At 76.6% G+C, this 16,185-nt stretch carries 14 protein-coding genes; 7 read left to right on the forward strand and 7 right to left on the reverse strand.

Annotation, left to right across the window (positions count from 1 at the left end; translation table 11 throughout):
* Nucleotides 1-101: 101 nt before the first annotated feature.
* From BUB17_RS04880 to BUB17_RS04895, 4 genes are all read left to right on the forward strand, one after another.
* The gene (locus BUB17_RS04880; RefSeq protein WP_072914248.1) at nt 102-422 is read left to right on the forward strand and encodes a TraR/DksA family transcriptional regulator; all 321 of its coding nucleotides are present in this window, start codon (nt 102-104) and stop codon (nt 420-422) included.
* A gap of 158 nt (nt 423-580) precedes the next feature.
* Nucleotides 581-1,861 carry an NAD(P)/FAD-dependent oxidoreductase gene (locus BUB17_RS04885; protein ID WP_072914250.1) on the forward strand — a complete coding sequence of 427 codons (1,281 nt, stop codon included), beginning with the start codon at nt 581-583 and terminating at the stop codon, nt 1,859-1,861.
* Nucleotides 1,862-1,890: 29 nt separating this feature from the next.
* Nucleotides 1,891-2,355 carry an STAS domain-containing protein gene (locus tag BUB17_RS04890; protein WP_072914254.1) on the forward strand — a complete coding sequence of 155 codons (465 nt, stop codon included), beginning with the start codon at nt 1,891-1,893 and terminating at the stop codon, nt 2,353-2,355.
* Nucleotides 2,356-2,702: 347 nt separating this feature from the next.
* Nucleotides 2,703-3,608 (forward strand): CPBP family intramembrane glutamic endopeptidase, encoded by a 906-nt coding sequence (locus BUB17_RS04895; RefSeq protein ID WP_072914257.1) that lies wholly within the window; start codon nt 2,703-2,705, stop codon nt 3,606-3,608.
* 75 nt (nt 3,609-3,683) lie between these two features.
* Here BUB17_RS04895 and BUB17_RS04900 read toward each other — a convergent pair whose 3' ends face one another.
* From BUB17_RS04900 to BUB17_RS04910, 3 genes are all read right to left on the reverse strand, one after another.
* The gene (locus BUB17_RS04900) at nt 3,684-4,535 is read right to left on the reverse strand and encodes a CPBP family intramembrane glutamic endopeptidase (protein WP_072914261.1); all 852 of its coding nucleotides are present in this window, start codon (nt 4,533-4,535) and stop codon (nt 3,684-3,686) included.
* The gene (locus BUB17_RS04905) at nt 4,532-5,476 is read right to left on the reverse strand and encodes an alpha/beta fold hydrolase (protein ID WP_083606028.1); all 945 of its coding nucleotides are present in this window, start codon (nt 5,474-5,476) and stop codon (nt 4,532-4,534) included. Before BUB17_RS04905 ends, BUB17_RS04900 begins: the two co-directional genes overlap by 4 nt.
* Before the next feature lie 90 nt (nt 5,477-5,566).
* Nucleotides 5,567-7,867 carry a winged helix-turn-helix domain-containing protein gene (locus BUB17_RS04910; protein WP_072914265.1) on the reverse strand — a complete coding sequence of 767 codons (2,301 nt, stop codon included), beginning with the start codon at nt 7,865-7,867 and terminating at the stop codon, nt 5,567-5,569.
* A 292-nt stretch (nt 7,868-8,159) separates the two neighbouring features.
* Here BUB17_RS04910 and BUB17_RS04915 point away from each other — a divergent pair, with 292 nt between their 5' ends.
* Nucleotides 8,160-8,414, forward strand: a complete 255-nt coding sequence (locus BUB17_RS04915) for a hypothetical protein (protein WP_072914269.1) — start codon at nt 8,160-8,162, stop codon at nt 8,412-8,414.
* A 262-nt stretch (nt 8,415-8,676) separates the two neighbouring features.
* On the opposite strand, the gene BUB17_RS26630 is transcribed toward BUB17_RS04915, so the two are convergent.
* A complete protein-coding gene (locus tag BUB17_RS26630) occupies nt 8,677-9,045 on the reverse strand; it encodes a hypothetical protein (RefSeq protein ID WP_072914273.1) in 369 nt (122 codons plus the stop codon).
* Nucleotides 9,046-9,761: 716 nt separating this feature from the next.
* Between BUB17_RS26630 and BUB17_RS04925 the strand changes: the two genes are divergently transcribed.
* Entirely contained in the window at nt 9,762-10,136 is a 375-nt protein-coding gene (locus BUB17_RS04925; protein ID WP_141242903.1) for a DUF3040 domain-containing protein, read from the forward strand.
* 138 nt (nt 10,137-10,274) lie between these two features.
* On the opposite strand, the gene BUB17_RS04930 is transcribed toward BUB17_RS04925, so the two are convergent.
* The 3 genes from BUB17_RS04930 to BUB17_RS04935 form a co-directional block, all read right to left on the reverse strand.
* A complete protein-coding gene (locus tag BUB17_RS04930; RefSeq protein WP_083606029.1) occupies nt 10,275-12,836 on the reverse strand; it encodes a SpoIIE family protein phosphatase in 2,562 nt (853 codons plus the stop codon).
* A 296-nt stretch (nt 12,837-13,132) separates the two neighbouring features.
* Nucleotides 13,133-13,306, reverse strand: coding sequence for a hypothetical protein (locus tag BUB17_RS26635; RefSeq protein ID WP_175561277.1), 174 nt, complete (start codon nt 13,304-13,306; stop codon nt 13,133-13,135).
* A gap of 457 nt (nt 13,307-13,763) precedes the next feature.
* On the reverse strand, nt 13,764-15,293 hold the full coding sequence (locus BUB17_RS04935; protein ID WP_141242905.1) for a GGDEF domain-containing protein: 1,530 nt from the start codon (nt 15,291-15,293) through the stop codon (nt 13,764-13,766).
* Nucleotides 15,294-15,645: 352 nt separating this feature from the next.
* Between BUB17_RS04935 and BUB17_RS28510 the strand changes: the two genes are divergently transcribed.
* Nucleotides 15,646-16,155 (forward strand): amidohydrolase family protein, encoded by a 510-nt coding sequence (locus tag BUB17_RS28510; protein ID WP_208983313.1) that lies wholly within the window; start codon nt 15,646-15,648, stop codon nt 16,153-16,155.
* Nucleotides 16,156-16,185: the final 30 nt, after the last annotated feature.

Below are 16,185 nucleotides of genomic sequence, written 5' to 3' on the forward strand. Positions count from 1 at the left end.
CCGCGCACCGCCGGCGAGTGCCTGACCCCTCCGGGTCGTCCGCCCTCGTTCCGCGCGTTCCGCTCCGGTGGGACGCGCTCTCGTCATACCAGGAGAACTCCATGACCACCCTCAGCCCTGCTCCCACCCCCGCCACCCCGGACTGGGCGCCGTTCCGGGTGCTGCTCGAGGCCCAGCGGGCCGACTGCGTCGGCCAGCGCGAGCTCGCCCTGGCCGAGACGGCCACGTCGATGCCGGACCCGGTCGCGGTCAACCGTGCGGCCAGCCTGCTGCGCACGATCGAGGAGATCGACGCGGCGCTGGAGCGCATCGCCGCCGGCACCTACGGCACGTGCGTCCACTGCGGCAGCGCCGTCCCCACCGAGCGGCTGGAGTTCCGGCCGTTCGCGGCCGCCTGCGTCTCCTGTCAGCAGACCCGCTGAGCGGACCACGCCGCGGCCGCGCGTTCCACCCCGGCCATCCACCTCCCGGGCAGCCACCGGTCCGGCCCGCGCGTCCGACCGGTGCCGGCACGCATCCGGTGCCGGTCACTGCCCGATCGACCCGTCCCGGCGACCCGAGCGCCGGGGAAGGAGCGGGCATGTCCTCGTCCCAGCAGCACGGTCCGGTGTTCGTGCCCGGCGCGCCACGGCAGGTCGCCGTGGTCGGCGCCGGCATGGTCGGCCTCTCCTGCGCCTGGTTCCTGCAGGAGGCCGGCGTGCAGGTCACCGTCTACGAGCGCGACTCCATCGGCGCCGGCGCCTCCTGGGGCAATGCCGGCTGGCTCACCCCGGCGCTGACCGCGCCACTGCCCGAGCCTGCGGTGCTGCGCTACGGGCTGCGCGCGGTGCTCGACCCCCGCTCACCGGTGTACCTGCCGCTGCGCGCCGACCGCACGCTGCTGCGCTTCCTCACCGGGTTCGCCGCGCACAGCACCGCCCGGCGGTGGCGGCGCGGGATGGCCGCCTACGTGCCGTTGAACGAGCGGGCGCTGGAGGCCTTCGACGTGCTCGCCGCCGGCGGGGTGCCCGCGGCGACGCAGCGGGCGGAGCCGTTCCTGGCCTGCTTCCGCCGGGAGCGCGACGCCCGGGTGCTGCTGGCCGAGCTGGCGCACATCCGCGACACCGGGCAGGAGGTCGGCTTCCAGCCGGTGACCGGACAGCGGGCCCGCGCGCTGGAGCCGGCGCTGAGCGACCGCGTCGGCGCCGCGGTGCAGATCTCCGGACAGCGGTACCTGCACCCACCGGAGTACGTGCGGTCCCTGGCCTCCGCGGTGCGGCAACGCGGTGCGGAGGTGGCCGAGGACGTCGGCGTGGCCGACCTGCAGGACACCGGCGGCGGGGTCACCGTCACCACCACCACCGGCGAGCGGGAGCGGCACGATGCGGTCGTCGTCGCCACCGGCGCCGAGCTCGGCCGGCTGGCCGGACGGTTCGGCGTGCGGCAGCCGGTGCAGGCCGGGCGCGGCTACAGCTTCAGCGTGCCGGTGCAGCAGATGCCCCGCGGCCCGCTCTACTTCCCGGCCCAGCGGGTGGCCTGCACGCCGCTGGGCGACCGGCTGCGCGTGGCCGGGATGATGGAGTTCCGCCGCCCCGGCGACCCGCTGGACCCCCGCCGGATCGCCGCGATCGTCGACGCCGTCCGCCCGTTCCTCAGCGGAGCCGACCTCGACGACCGGCGCGACGAGTGGGTCGGCTCGCGCCCGTGCACCGCCGACGGGCTCCCCCTGCTCGGCCCCACCGCCTCCCCGCGGGTCCACGTCGCCGGCGGCCACGGCATGTGGGGCATCGCGCTCGGCCCGCTGACCGGGCAGCTGGTCGCCCAGACCGTGCTCAAGGGCGAGGCCCCACCGGAACTGGCCCCGTTCGACCCGTTGCGCTGACCTCCTCCCCTCCCCGCTCGGAGCTCCCCGTGCTGCACACGCCCGCCTCCCCGGCCGCGCCCGACGCCGGTCAGCTGTTGTCGGTCACCGCCGTGCCGGGCACCCGCCCCGGTTCGGTGTTCGTCGAGGTCACCGGCGAGGTCGATGCCCACACCGCTCCGGTGCTGGACGCCTGCCTGCACTCGCAGACCAGACGGCGAGGCGTCCACGAGGTCGTCGTCGACCTGAGCCAGGTGGCCTTCCTCGGCGCCGCCGGCATCACCGCGCTGGCCCAGGCACACCGCCGGTGCCGGATGCGCGGCGCCCGGCTGGTGGTCCACACCGGCGGGGAGCGCCGGTTGCTCCGCGCGCTGCAGCTCACCGGGTTCGCCGACCTCGTCGCGGTCGACCCGACCGAGCTGGAGCCGCAGGTCCGGGGTCCGCGGACGGCCGCGCGACCACGCCCCCGGCCGCGGCAGGCACCGATCCGGCGCCCCCGCCGGGTGTGCCGCTGAGCGGCACGGTCCGGCCGCCGCTGCCGATGCGCGCCGGGGTGGCGGCCCACCGGTGCATGGTGGGCCTCGTCGCGTAGCCCGCGCTCCTCCCTCCCTGCAGGCGACGGTGCTCGGTGTTCGTCCGCTCGAGTGGGCGCCGGGACCGCGGGACGGCGACGATCCGGCCCCGGGTCGGCCTCCTCCCCCGGGACCGCCGCCGGTCGACCCGGCCGGTCGGGCGTCGTCCCCGCGCACCACCCGGGTGACCCGACCGGCTGGGTGGTGCCGGTCCACCCGGGTGGGACCCACCGTGATCGCGGGGGCGGACGACGACCGCCGCACTGCTCGAGATCCCTGGGAGGACAGCCGTGACCTCGACGAGCCTGATCGGCAGCCGGTCCGCAGGCGTCCGGCGTTGTGGACGCACGCTGGCCTTCGCCTGGCTGGTGACCCTGGTCCTGAGCAGCCTGCCCGCGATCGTCGCGGTCGAGCTCGCCGGAGTGCGTCCTGATGCTGCCCACTGGGGAACGGCCGCTGCCGCCGTCCCCCTGTCCGCTCTCGCCTGGGCCTGGCGGCCGGCCCGACCCGTCCGGCGGTACCTGCTGGTGATGCTCGTCGTCTTCGGCGTGGCCTACCTGCTCCCCCCGCTGCTCGGCGGCTGGACCGGGACCGGCGGATCGGCCCTGAGCCAGGCCCTCGCCAGCAAGACGGTCTTCCTCGTCGTCGCGGCGGCGGTCGCCGGCCTGCTCGTCGGAGGCCTCCGGATGACACCGAGGGAGGCGCTCCTCACGCCCGGGCACCTGGCCGCACCGAGCGGGCTGAGACTGCCGGGGAGGTCGCGCGGGGTGAGCTGGGCGGTCCTGGGGCCCGTCGCGGCCGGCGGCCTCTTCGCTCTCCTGGCGACGTCGGTCTGGCTGGAGTCCGGCCTGGAGCCGGCGGCGTGGGAACGGCTCGTTCCCGTGCTGCCGCTCGTCATCGCTTGCGCGGCCTTCAACGCACTCAGCGAGGAGGTGGTCTACCGATCCGGCCCCCTGGCCACGCTGATCGGCGTCGTGGGCTCACGCCAGGCGGTCCTCCTGACGTCGGTCTGGTTCGGGCTCGCCCACTACTCCGGCTCGGTCCCCGAGGGGTTCGATGGAGTGCTCCAGTCCGGCGCGCTGGCACTCCTGCTGGGCGGCGCGATGGTCGCGACCAGGGGGCTGGGCTGGCCGCTCCTGATCCACTTCGCCGTCGACCTCGTCGTCTTCGCGTCGATCGCCGTCGTCAGCAGCTGACCAGGAGGGCACCGGCGCGGTGCGGCGCGGATGGGCTCAGGCGCTGGTCGCCGGCGTGCCCGCCCGCGCACGTCCTCAGCCCGGTGTGGACCTGCTACCGCCGTCCGACCGCGGCAGCCGGAGCCCGCCGGTCGCCACCAGCACGGCCGCGACGGCGACCTGGAGTCCGACGGACAGCAGGTAGGGGCGCCAGTCGCCGTCGGTCCGGGGCAGCGAGACGGCGAACAGGCTGAGCGCGCTGTGCAGGGCGACCGCCGGGAGCACCGAGCCGCCGGTGTGCAGGAACACCCAGGTGTACCCGACGGCGCAGGCCGGCAGCTGCACCAGCAGCAGCCAGACCGGCGTGTGCTCGAGCACCGCCCCGCTGGTCCAGTACAGCGGGGCGTGCCAGACCGCCCAGACGGCGCCGAGCAGCAGGCTGGCTCCGACCGGCCCGCTGCGCCGCAGCAGCCGTGGGAGCGCGAACCCGCGCCAGCCCAGCTCCTCACCGAGTCCGTCCGTCAGGGCCAGCACGAGGAACAGCGGGACCAGTCCGGCCAGGCCGGCCTCGACCGCCCGGGGCCGGACCTCGGCCCACCCGCCACCGAGGACTCCGTGCAGCCCCGCGGTGGTCAGCCACAGCACGGCGGGCCCGGCGAGCACCACGGCCCACCAGCGGACGCCGACCCGCCACCGGGTCAGCCGGGCGCCCAGCTCCCGGAGCGCCGGACGACCGGTCCACGCCGCGGTCAGGACGGCGGCGATCGCCGGGCCGTACGTCCACCCCGCGCCCAGCCCGGACGCCCACCGGGTGTCCAGCACCCCCGTCGACTCCAGCGCACGCGGCACCCACACCGCCCAGGTGATCGCGAAGGCCAGCAGCAGGAAGCCGGTGAGCGCTCCCCCTTCGCGTGCGGACCGGGCGACCGGGGTGCGGGTCCCGGTCACCGGGAGCCCGGCCCGTCGCCGGCGAGGATCCGGTCGGCCGTCCAGGCCGGGTCCTCGAGGGCGAGCAGGTGCCCGATGCCCGGCCGCACCTCGAACGTCCAGTCGGGCCGGGTCGCGGCGAGCGCCCTGGCCCGGCCGACCTCCGCCAGCGGGTCGTCCGCTCCGTGCAGCCACAGCGTCGGGACGGGAACGGCGGCGACCGTCCGCCGCCAGGCACGCGGCCGGGCGAGGAGGGCCATGGTGCCCAGCAGGGCCGCCCACTGCTCGGCCCGACCGGCGGCGGCGTCGGGGCGGGCGGCCCGGTCGCGGGTCTCGGCGACGGCGGCCGCGATGCCGTCGGCAGGGATCCGGTGCAGGTGCGGCGTCGCCTGGCGCAGCTGCCGGTCGACCACCTGCTCGGGCGGCAGCGCGGCCATCCGACGGGCGACCGCGCCGGCCACACCGGGCAGCCGGAGGAACGCCAGCTTCGCCGCGATGGCCGGGTCCAGCCGGCCGGCCGTGCCCGGCACCGGCGGGCTGAGCAGCACCAGCCGGCGGACCGTCTCCGGTGCCGCGGCCGCCTGCAGGACGGTGAGGACGCCGCCCATCGAGTGCCCGACCAGGACGACCGGACCGCCCACGACCTCGCGGACGAACCGGTCGAGGAGCCGCCGGTCCGCGGGAACCGCGTCCGGCCGGGACCCGGTGGGCACCCCGCTGCCGCCGTGGCCGAACAGGTCGACGGCGAGGACCCGGTGGGTCCGGGACAGGAAGGGGGCGAGCAGGCCCCAGTTGAGGGCCGAGCCGCCCAGGCCGTGCACGCAGAGCACGACCGGCGCGCCGGCCGGACCGCCCAGGTCGAGATGACGGACGGGACCGTCGAGGTCGGTGGTCGCTGAGACGGCGCCGGGTGGCCACGCCACCGGCGTCCCGGGGCTGGTGAGGGCGGGAGGGAGGGACACGGGAGGCTCCTCGGGATCGGGTGCCCGGAACGCTCCCGGTCCCCGGGGTGGTCGCGCACCACTCCGCCCGCCGGACCACCCCGGGTGGGCTCAGCAGAGCCCCAGTGCGCGTCCCCGCTCGACGGCCTCGCGCCGGGATCCGACGTCCAGCTTGCGGTACAGGCTCCTGGTGTAGCTCTTCACCGTGTTGATCGACAGGTGCAGCGCCGCGCCCACCTCTCGCTGGCTGAGCGGGCCGCGCAGCGCCCGGAGCACCGAGACCTCCCGCTCGGTCAGCGGTTCCAGCAGTGCCGGCCGCACCCGCGTGGCGGCGCGCCGGCCGGCCCGCGCCTCCACGGCGGCGACCTGCCGGTCCAGCACCGGGGCGGGCGGCGCGCTCAGTTGCGCCTCGCGGGCCCGGTCGAGGAAGCCCAGCGCGGCCGTCGGGTCGTCGGCTGCCAGGGCGGTCTCCGCCGCGCTGACCAGCACGAGCACGGCGACTGCGGGGTGCGCCTGGACGCCGACCAGGACGGCGGCACGGTCCGAGCGCGCGCGGGCGGACCCGAGGCGGCCGGCGCGCCGGTCGAGCACCGCGGCGGCGGCGTGCAGCAGTGCCAGCGCTGCCGCGGCGGCGTCCCCCAGGTGCGCCTCCAGGGCCGCGGCGTCCGCCCGGGTCGACCGCAGCAGCCGCTCGGCGCGCGCGTCGCGGTCCGGGTCGGGGTCGCCGTCGCCGGGCTGCACCAGGCACCAGGCGAGCAGCCCGGCCACCTCCAGGCGGGAGAAGACCGGCAGGGCGGATGCGGCGGGGGCCTGCCAGGCAGCGTCGAGTTCGGCCAGCGCCTCCGCCTGCCGTCCGGCGGTGAGCAGCGCGCCGCCCAGGGCGACCCGGGCGACGACCCAGCCGGGCAGTTCCGGATCGGTCTCGGCCGCCACCGCCTCGCGGGCGGTGTCCAGGGCGACCTCCGGGGAGGCCTCGGCCGTCGTCCCGTAGACCGCGCGCAGGGCGGCGATCGCCCCCACGGGGCCGGCGAAGCCGGGGAAGCCGGCGCCGTGGCGGCCCGCGCGGACCTGCTCGGCGGCCCGGTCGAGCAGCTCGGGCACCCGGTCCAGCCGGCCGGTGACCCCGGCAGCCCAGGCGAGCGACAGCAGCAGCGGGACCGAGTCCGCGACCACGGCCGGGTCGAGCCGGTTGCCGAGCTCGGCGAACACGCCGACGCGCGCCGTGGCGAGGAACGTCCCGGTGCTCCGTACCAGCCAGTCGGCGGCCCCGGCGGAGTCGCCGGCGTCGAGCCGGGCGCGGATCGCCTCCTCGACCAGGCCCTGCTCCCAGAACCACAGCGCAGCCCGGTGCCGCACCCTGGCGACGCCCGCAGGGTCGTCCAGCTCACGTCGCAGCGCCGCCCGGAACAGCGGGTGCACGCGGTACCAGCGCCCGGCGCCGTCCACCGCGGTGACGAAGACGCCGTCCCGCTCCAGACCGGCCAGGATCGCGCCGGAGCCGGCACGGTCGAGCACCGCGTCGCAGAGCGGACCGCACAGCCGGTCGAGCGGGGCACTGCGCAGCAGCAGCTCGCGCCGGTCCGGCGCCTGGCCCGCGAGCACCTCGACGATCAGGTAGTCCACAGCGGAACGCAGACCGGGCGGACCGTGCGGTACCGCCCGGCCGCGGGCACGGTCGCGCAGCGTGAGGGCGCCGAGGACGAGGCCGGCGGCCCAGCCCTCGGTGCGGGCGAGCAGCCCGGCCAGCGCTGCCGGCTCGGGCCCGGGATCGCCAGGACCGCCGTGGACCACCGAGGTCAGCAGGGCGCGGGCCTCCCTCGCGGTGAAGCGCAGGTCAGCGGCGACCAGCTCGGCCAGCCGGCCGCGGGCCCGCAGCCGGGCGAGGCCGATCGGCGGCTCCGTGCGGCTGGCGAGGACCACGCGCAGGGCGGGGGGCAGGTGGTCCAGGAGGAACTCCAGCCCCTCGGCGACCCGGGCGTCCGTGACCTCGTGCAGGTCGTCGAGGACCAGCACGGTGGGTTCGTCGCGAGCCGCGAAGCCGTTGAGGAGCTCGGGGACGGCGACGTCGAGCGGGTCGACCGAGGGCACGGTCAGCGCGCGCAGGGCAGGACCGGCCACGTCCGGGGCGGAGCCGGCCAGGGCGGTGGCCACGTACGTCCAGAACCGCGCCGGATCGTCCTCGCTGCGCTCGAGGGTGACCCACGCGACCGGCATCCCGGCGTGCCGGGCCCAGGCGGCGAGCAGCGTCGACTTGCCGTACCCGGCACCCGCCGCGACCACGGTCACCGGTGTCGTGCGGACGGCGTCGAGCTGGTGCTGCAGGCGGGGGCGAGGAACGAGCGACGGAGGTACCGGCGGCACGGTGAGCTTCCCGGCCAGCAGTGGACCGCCTGCGCCCGTCGGCCCCGACACGACCGCTCCTCCCCGGGCCGGCGCGTGCCGCCCTCGGCAGGAGGTGTACCGGCGCGGGCGCCGGCCGTCCATGCTGTGCACCCCGTCGTCCGGACGAGCCGCACCGCGAGCGGCCCGGTCCGCACCGGAACGGGGCCCGGCGACCGCCTCCACCCCTGCTGCACCACTGCACGCCGGGGACTGCTTCTGTCGTACCCCCCGGCCATGCTGTGCCTGACCGGATCGCACCGCCGGTGTCGCCATCGCAGACGCGGCCACCGCACCGGCGGGTCCAGGAGGAGGCGAGGACGAGATGCGGACCTACGACCCCGCGGACCACATCGTCTACGTCCACCTGGCGCAGTACCCCGCCGCGCCCGCGGCGCCGTCGCCCGCCCACGACGAGTGTCACCGGCTCCCTGCCGGCTACGCGAACACGTTCCTCGACGCCGGGCTCGGCGGACCGCGCGCGGCCGGTGCCCGTCCGGCGCTCGTCGTCCTCCCCGGAGGGTCGGCACCGCCCGACGGCCCCGTCCCGGCCGCGCCGGCGCTGCGCCTGGCCCGCTAGCCGGTCCGCGAGTGCCGCCGCGGGCCTGGCAGGAGCTGCTCGACCCGGAGCCGTCGGCGTTCCGGTGGAACGCCGGCACCGGCGCCGCCGACCAGCGTCCCCGCTGGCCAGGTGCTGGTGCGGCTCTCCGCTACCGGGACCCGACCGGGTCCCCCGCGCCGCGCCGTCCGCTCAGGATCTCCGCTCGCCGACGACCAGTCGATCGCGGATCGACCTGAGGCGCCCCGGACACCGGCAGGATTCCTGCGGCGTCGCGTTCCCGTCACGCCGTCCGCGGCGCCCGCCGGCACGACCCCGACGACGGGTGAACCCCGCCGTCGAGGGGGACGTCCCGGGTCGCCGTCGGTGCGGACGGCCCGGCGATCCCGTCCAGCAGCGACCAGTAGCGCCACAGCAGCCACCGGGGTGCGACGGCGACGGCGACGGCCAGGCCGGCGAGGGGGGCGCCGCAGACGACCAGCAGGACGGCGAGACAGCCGCCGGCGACGACCGTGGCGAGAAGGCTCACCGGCGCCGCGGAGGGTGGCCGCCGGTCCCTCGTGCCGAGGACCGGGCGAGCGGGCTCCTCGACCTCCTCCGCACAGCGACGCCGGATCTCGTCCCAGGCGCGTCGTTCGTCGGAACTGAGCACCGTCCACCTCCTGCGGGAGCACCGTCCACCTGCTGCCGGCCCAGCCTGCCCGCGACCGGGCAGGTGCACGAGGGTCTCCACCGGCCAGGCTCGGCACTCCGTCGTTTCCGAGGGTCGGCAACCGCGGCCGGCGGCAGGCCGGTCGTCGTCCTCATCGACGCGACGACGCCACCGACCCGGGGGATCCGCGGGCGTGCCGCTCGGAGGGGGCTGCCGGGTGGACGCCGTCCGGTGCGGGCGCGGCCGGACCCGCGGCGCCGCGCCTGCCGGGGAGCGGGACGGCCGAACCGTGGGCGCGACCGGCGGGCAGGGGTCGACGGGCAGTGGCCGCGCCGGCCACTCGAGGAGCCGGGCGCCGAGCACGGCCGCGTGCAGCGGCAACCGCTGGTCGGGCCAGGGAACGCTGTACCCGGTCAGCTGGCAGACCCGGGCCGGCCGGCAGGTCACGGTGCGGACGGAGACGTGCAGGCGCCGAGCGCGGCCTCGGTCGCGGCGGACGCCGCGACCGTCGCCGGCCGGACGTCCCCCGTGCCCGGCCCGCCGGAGCTCCCATGGACCTCGGTTGCCGGTCGGACGTCGTCCCTCCCTGCCTGCACGCTCACTCCGCGCAGCCGTTGCCGACGGTCGGCAAGGCCGGCCGGCACCAGCTGACCGGCGCCGTCCCTGGTGGGGCGCACGCCCCGCCGGGCATGGTGAGGATCAGCAGGAGGTGGATCGTGCTCAGCAGGGACGAACAGCGGATCTGGGACGACATCGAGCGGTTCTACGCCGCCGAGGCCGAGGAGCCCGTCCTGCCCGTCCCGCACCCGGCGCTCCGGCACCGGCGCGACGGCCGCGGAGCGGGCGACCTGCCGGTCGCGGTGGTGGCGGGCGCGTGGAGCGCGATCCTGCTGATCCTGTTCGGCGTCCTGGTCGCCGGCTTCGCGGTCGGTGCGGCCACGGCGCTGGGCTGGTGGCTGTGGCGCCACTGGTCGCTGCTGCGCGGCGGACGGGACGTCGCCGCGGCGGGGCCGACGGGCGAGGCGGCGGTTCGTGTGCGTGCGGACGAGCCGTGGCACCGGCGGTTGCGGCGTGCGTCGGACACCGACTGACCCCCTGCCGTGGGTGGTGGGGCGATCCCCGGTGCTCGGCGCCCGGTGGACCGTCGTGCGACCGCCTCGGCGGAGGTGGGTTCGGAACCGCCCGGATGTGCCGGAGTCGATGGCACCGCGCCGCAGAGCTCGCGCCGGTCAGTCCGGCTGCGGGACGACGTCGGGGCTGTCGGCCACGTTCGGCGGGATGCGATTCGGACCGGCCGCGGGCGGCCGAGGGCGGTCCTGGCGGTGCAGGCGCAGCGCGATCAGCGCGACGTCGTCGTCGGAGTGCCCGTCGAGCATGCGGGTCAGCAGTTCGTCGCACAGCTCGTCCAGGTCCCGGCCGGCGAGGTCCTCCAACGCCTCCCGCAGCCGGTCCAGTCCGTGGTCGAGATCCTGGTCCCGGCGTTCGACGAGGCCGTCGGTGTAGAGGACCAGGACGGCGTCTCGGTCCAGGGTGACCTCGTACTGGCGGCGCCGCGCGCTGTCGTCGACGCCCAGCAGCAGGTCGGCCCTCAGGCCGGTGAGGGGCAGCACCGTGCCGTCGGGGTTGACCACCATGGGTGGCGGGTGCCCGGCGTTGGACCAGTGCACCTGCGTGACGCCACGGAGCGCCTGGTCCTCGGTCTGCTCGAGGCGGACGACGACGGCGGTGGCGGTGGTGCCCATCTGCAGCGTGGTCATCGCCTCGTCGACTCGGCGCAGGACCTCTGCCGGCCCGGCCCCGGTGGTCACCGCGATGGCCCGCAGCATGGACCGGAGCTGGCCCATCACCGCGGCCGCCTCGGTGTTGTGCCCGAGCACGTCGCCGATGGTGACGACGGTCGCGCCGCCGGGCTGCAGGAAGGCGTCGTACCAGTCACCGCCGACCTGAGCCGCCGCAGCCGCCGGCGTGTACCGCACGACGACCTGCAGGTGGTCCGGCTGCGCCGGGGCGGTCAGCAGCGACCGCTGCAGGTCCTCGGCGAGCTGCCGCTGCTGGCGGTACAGGCGCGCGTTGTCCAGCGCCAGGCCGGCCCGGCCGGCGATGTCGGTGGCCGTGGCGAGGTCGACCGCGCTGATCGGCCCCCGACCGGAGCCGGTGAAGAGGGTCAGCAGGCCGACGGTGCGTCCCCGCCCCCGTAGCGGCAGGACGGCGAAGCCGTCCGGCGCGAGCTGCTCGAGCAGCTCGTGGGCGGGACCCGGCGACAGCACCGCCCTGATGCGGGCGGTCGCGTCCTCCTCGACGACCACCGGCCGACCGGTGCTCAGCGCGCGAGCGACGAAGGACGTGTCCGTGAGCGCGGGGACGCGTTCCCGGGCGTAGTCGGCGACGACCGGGAGGAGGTCCGGGTCGGCGTGCCACCACCCCACGTCCCGCAGCCCGCGCCGGGGGCCGGACCGCCAGTCCTCCCCCACCAGCGTCACCAGGCACCAGTCGGCCAGCGCCGGCACCACCAGCTGCGCCAGTCGGGCGACGGCCACCGCCGCGTCCAGGGTGCCGGACAGCTCCGCGGCGACCTGCGCCAGCAGCTCGACGCGTCGCTGCGAGCGGACCCGCTCGGTGATGTCCAGGAAGTACAGGGCCAGCCCGTGCGGTCCGGGGACCGCGCGCACCTCCACCCAGACGTCGAGCGGCGCGGGGTAGTGGGCGTCGAAGACGACGGGCACGCCGGTGCCGGCGGCGCGGCGGTAGTTCTCCTCGAACTCCGTCCCGACCGTGGCGGGGAACACCTCCCACAGCGTGCGGCCGAGCAGCTCCGCGCGGGGCCGGCCGGCGATCCGCTCGGCCTCGGCGTTCACGTGGGTCATCACCCAGTCGCGGTCCATCGCGATGAACGCCACGGCCAGACCCTCGAGCATCTCCGCGGTGCGCTGCATCGGCTCCCGCTGGGCGGTGGTGTCGTGCGCGACGCCGACCAGGTGCGCGGCGCCGTCGTCGTCCACCACCCGGCCGCGGGCGGTGACCCACCGGTGGGACCCGCCGGCCAGCACGATGCGGTACTCGGCCTCGTAGGAGCCGGCCGTGTCGACCGCGCGTTGTACGCGGGAGATGACGTCCTCGACGTCGTCGGGGTGGACGTGGGCGTACACGTCCTCGGCCCGGCCGCCGAAGGAGGCCCGGTCGAGCCCGGACAACTCCAGCAGCCGGTCGTCCAGGAGCAGCGCACCGTTGGTGAGGTCCAGGTCGAAGGTCCCCACTCCCCCGGCCTCGGCGGCGAGGTCCCATCGCGCCCGGTCGGCGCGGTGTGCGGCACTGACCGCGGCGAACTCCAGCTCGGTGACGACCGCGCGGGCGAGCTGCTGCAGCACCGCGACGTCCGACGGCGACCACTGCCGGGGCCCGGGGTCGAACACGCACAGTGCCCCGAGGGGCCGGCCGTCGGTATCGGCCAGCGGGACCCCGAGATAGGACCCGACCGCGCCGGAGGCCACCGGCGGCAGGCCGGACACCCGCGGGTCGAGGGCCGCGTCGGGCACGACGAGCGGCCCACCGAGGTCGGCGGTCACCGTGCACAGGGAGTCCTCGAGCGGCCCCTGGCTGCCGACCGCACCGGGCGCCAGGCCGCTACCGCCGGCGACGGTCTGCACGTCGGACAGCAGGGACACCTGGGACGCCGATGACCCGACGAGACGGGCAGCCAGCGCCGCGATCTGGTTCAGCGCCGTCGTGCGCCGTGCGCCGGTGAGCCCTCGGCCGCCCCCACCGCCGGCCCCCTCGGGCGGGACGGACCGCACCGGGGAACCGGGCACCGCGGCCGGACGCGGGGGTCGGACCGGGCCGGTCGGGTCAGTCCCCAACCCCTGCGCCTCCCTCGTCCAGGCCCCTGCCCGGGTCCGCCCCTGGAGTCCGCCCGCACGCGCAGGCGGCTCGCCGTCCCCGCGGCCCGCTGGGAGGACAGGCCCTCGGGGAACCGTCAGCGCATGCTAGTGGGAGCTCGGGAGCACCTGACACGGTCGGGGTCATCGAGCAGAACGACGGAGCACCCCCGCCCTGGGACGGCGGGCCCTCGGATGACGGCGAGGCCCGGGGATCACTTCCCGGGTGACGGGACCGGTTCCTCGAGGCGGTCCCAGCTGTGGTGGCTGAAGACGACCTTGTGCCCGCCGTCGTAGATCACGAGGTGGCCGGTGGCGGTGAAGCTGAACCGCGCCTCGTCGCCGTAGCGGATGACCTCTCCGTCTGCTCGGTGGAGATCGAAGCTCATCGCGACAGCTCGTCGTCAGCGACGGCCAGGGGTTCCCGGAGGCGGGCGGCCCGCCGACGGTGGCGTGCCGCCGGGAACACCTGCCGGTACCCCGCGGCCCTCGACGGGTAGCGGCCGGCCTGCCTGTCGAGGAGCGTGGGGAACGGGGCACCTTCGGGGCGCATGCACACAGCGTGACGGGAGTCCGGAGGTACTGCCATCCGAAGCGGCCCGGGACGGTCCCGGGACGGTTCGGTGCTGGACCCGCCGCTCGGTGCTGGACCTCGCCGCGCGCCTCCACCGCTGCCGCTGGCGCACGGAACGCACCAGGGAGACGGGTTCCGGCCCGGCGGACGCTGCTGGTCCCGTGTGCGTCCGGACTGCTCGGACGGTCTGCACCCGACCGGAGCTGCCGACGTCGTCAGCCGCACACGGGCGTGGGCGCCGTGCGGGTGGACGTCGCCCTCGTGGGCCGGGGTCAGCCGACGGGTGCTGCCGGGGACGCGGGGGCCTCGACGTCGTAGCTCACCACGCGTGCCTTGCCGTTGTGCTTGGCCTGGTACATGGCGGCATCGGAGCGGGCCAGGAGGGCGTCGGCGCCGACCGACGGGTCGGTCGGCTCCAGAGCGCAGACGCCGATGCTCGCCCCGACCTGCAGCGTGCGGCCGGCGAGCACGAACGGTGCCCGCAGGGCGTCGGCGATCCGGGTCGCGGAGGTCAGGCCATCGCCGCCGTCCTCGAGCAGGACGGCGAACTCGTCGCCGCCGAGTCGTGCGATCGTGTCGCCACCGCGCAGCGCGCCGGTGATCCGCTCGGACACCCGGGTCAGCAGCTCGTCGCCGACGCCGTGGCCGAAGGTGTCGTTGACGGCCTTGAAGTCGTCGAGGTCGAGGAAGACCAGCGCCACCCCGCGGGGGTCGCGCGTGTGCAGTTCCAGGGCGTGCTCGAGCCGGTCGCGGAACAGGGCACGGTTGGCCAGGCCGGTCAGCGGGTCGTGGAAGGCCAGGTGCTCCAGCTCCACCTCGCGGGCGGCGAGGTCGGCGGCCAGTCGGGTGTTCTCCCGGACGGTGGCGTACTGGCGGGCCAGGAGCGTCCCGACCACGACCGTGACCACCAGGAGCTCACCCGAGGTCAGCGGGTGGCCCGAGAACGTCGCGCCGAGTGCGACGCCGAAGGCGGCGACCACGGGGATGTAGGGGACGACGGACACCGGGACGCTCGGCGGCCCAGCGCCGGGGCGCCGGTCCGCCGGCCGGGGGCTGTCGACCGGACACGTCCCGGCCAGGGCGATCAGGAGGAAGGCGACCACCCAGCCGACGTCGACCGAGCCGCCGTCGTAGTTGCTCGTGGCGGTGAGGTAGGCGAAGGTGCTGTCGGCGATCGCCTGGGCGAGGACACCGAGGCCGACCAGGTTGAGCGCCGTCCGGTCGCCGCGGGTGTGGGCGAGCAGCAGGACGGCGAGCACGACCATCACCACGTCGGCGACCGGGTACGCCAGCAACAGGGTCCGGGCGATGTCGTCGTACCCGTTGTCGACGGCGACGACGGCGCCGAGCACGGTCTCCCAGCTCAGCAGGCTCACCGCACCACAGGTCATCACCGAGTCGAGGACCCGCTGCCACGAGCCGGTGCGACCACCACCGGCGGGGTGCACCACGAGTCCGGCCACGGCGAGCACGGCGAAGCCGAGGAAGCCGGCGTCGGCGAGTGAGGGGAAGGGCGCCTCACCACGGGCGGACAGCCAGCTCCAGTACCCCTGGCCGGCGCACCAGGACGCACAGCTGAGGGCCAGCAGCAGCCAGGCGGTGCGCACCCGCCCGGGTGGGCAGCGCCGTGCACGGGTGGCGGTCGTGGCTGCCGCGGCGCCGGCCACGAGCAGCTGCACGACGTCCGAGGTGATCGCCGACGACGTGGGGGGGAGCCGGGAGGTGGCCAGGAGGAACGCGGCGACGACGACCGCGGCCACGACGACCCCGGCACGGGGTGGGCGGGCGAACCGGTCCGTCATGGCGAGCGCCTTCCCTCGCGAGAGCACCGACGGCTCTCCTGCTTCCGCGATCGGCCCGCCACCGCCGATCATGAGTCTGCACCCCTCGGAGGGGTGACCGACCGCGCTCGCCGTGATCGGGAGGAACGGGTCGCGGCGGTGACGGCCGGCCTGCCGCACGGTGGGCTGCCCACGCTCCGGCACCCGGCCGCCGGCCTGGTGCTCCTGCGCGGCATTCCGCTCGACGTGGCCGGGGACATCCTCGGCCACGTCGAGCGCGATTCCCGGCGACTTCGACGGCTCCGCACCCCCCGACGTCGCCCGCCAGGCCGTGGAGACGCCGGCCGGCCTCGGTGCGCCGGCCGCACGCACCGTGACGGACGGCCGCGCCCCCGGCCGACGACGCCCCCGACCCCGGCGAGGACGCGGGGCTCGACGGCCTCGCGCAGTCGGTGGTCGACGGCCACGCGGCCGAGGCCGGTCACGGCCGACCCGGTACACCTCCAGCCAGAGGGTCCTCCCGCTGGCCCGAGTTCTCCGGCGCCGGCGCCCGGCTCGCCTTCGGGACCGATGCGCCCACCGCGCCGCACTCCCCGCTGCGCAACCTGTACATCGCCGCGACGCGTCGGTCGGCTCTGGACCCGTCGCTGCCGCCCGACGTCCCCGCTTCGCGCTGCCACTGGCCGACGCCCTCCCTCATGCGACCTACGACGCCGCCTGGTCCTGTGCAGCCGAGCACGAGCGGGGGCTGCTCTCCGCCGGCCGTCGCGCGGACTTCACCGTCATCGACCGGAACCCGTTCACCGAAGGTGTCGACTCCCTGCTCGACGCCGCCGTGGTCCGGACCGTGGCCGGTGGGATCACGACCCACCGAGGCGCCTGAGCGCCGCGCCGCCCGCGGCCCGCCCCGGCG

It is taken from the genome of Geodermatophilus obscurus (assembly GCF_900143215.1).
Lineage (GTDB): Bacteria > Actinomycetota > Actinomycetes > Mycobacteriales > Geodermatophilaceae > Geodermatophilus > Geodermatophilus obscurus_A.

Bases quoted from the DNA above. Each gene is read 5' to 3' on its own strand.
- BUB17_RS04885 (WP_072914250.1), top strand. From the start codon at position 581: ATGTCCTCGTCCCAGCAGCACGGTCCGGTGTTCGTGCCCGGCGCGCCA.
- BUB17_RS04915 (WP_072914269.1), top strand. From the start codon at position 8,160: ATGCGGACCTACGACCCCGCGGACCACATCGTCTACGTCCACCTGGCG.
- BUB17_RS04935 (WP_141242905.1), bottom strand. From the start codon at position 15,293: ATGACGGACCGGTTCGCCCGCCCACCCCGTGCCGGGGTCGTCGTGGCC.
- BUB17_RS04880 (WP_072914248.1), top strand. From the start codon at position 102: ATGACCACCCTCAGCCCTGCTCCCACCCCCGCCACCCCGGACTGGGCG.
- BUB17_RS26635 (WP_175561277.1), bottom strand. From the start codon at position 13,306: ATGAGCTTCGATCTCCACCGAGCAGACGGAGAGGTCATCCGCTACGGC.